Origin of the sequence: Salipiger sp. HF18, assembly GCF_011806505.1 — a bacterium.
GTDB classification, from domain to species: Bacteria; Pseudomonadota; Alphaproteobacteria; order Rhodobacterales; family Rhodobacteraceae; genus Salipiger; species Salipiger thiooxidans.
Map to the genome: position 1 here is coordinate 1 of NZ_JAATOS010000945.1, position 681 is coordinate 681.

At 71.1% G+C, this 681-nt stretch carries 1 protein-coding gene; it reads right to left on the reverse strand.

The genetic code is table 11. The features are described from left to right. Positions 1–680, reverse strand: a 680-nt coding sequence (locus HC022_RS28170) for an amidohydrolase family protein (RefSeq protein ID WP_167454557.1), incomplete at its 3' end; no start/stop codon positions are given. Between the last annotated feature and the right edge of the window lies 1 nt (position 681).

The window sequence follows — 681 nt, forward strand, 5'->3', positions numbered from 1 at the left end:
TGCATCAGGCAATCCGGATGCTCGGCCCAGAGCGCCCCCAGCGCCTCGAGCTGCGCCACGGTCGAGGTGGGCGAGAAGCGCGGCGTGATGACGTAGGAGGCGCGGCCGGTGCCGTGCCAGCGCCGCAGCAGCGCGAGGCTTTCGTCATAGGCGCATTGGGCGGTGTCGCGCAGCCCCTCGGGCGCGGTGTCCCGGTCCATGCAGGTGCGGCCCGCGAAGACCCGCATTCCGCGCGCTTCGGCGGCCTCGAAGAGCGCGTCGACCGAGGCCGGGTGGATGGTGCAGTAGGAACAGACCGAGGTCGTGCCATGGGCCAGCAGCAGGTCGAGATACCGCGCCGCCACGTCCCGCGCGTAGGCGGGATCGGCAAAGCGCATCTCCTCGGGGAAGGTGTAGTGGTTCAGCCAGTCGATCAGCCGCTTGCCCCAGCTCGCGATCATGCCGGTCTGCGGGTAGTGGGCGTGGGCGTCGACGAAGCCCGGCAGGATCAGCCCCTCGCCATGATCCACCACCTCGGCCTGCGGGTGCGAGGCGCGCATCGCGTCGGCGGGGCCGAGCGCCAGAACCTTGCCATCCTCGACCGCCAGCCCGCCGCGCCGCTCGTGCCAGACGGCGTCGTGGCCCTCGTCGAAGGGCGAGCCGTCGAAGCTCAGGATCTGTCCGAGATGCAGCGTCGCCATG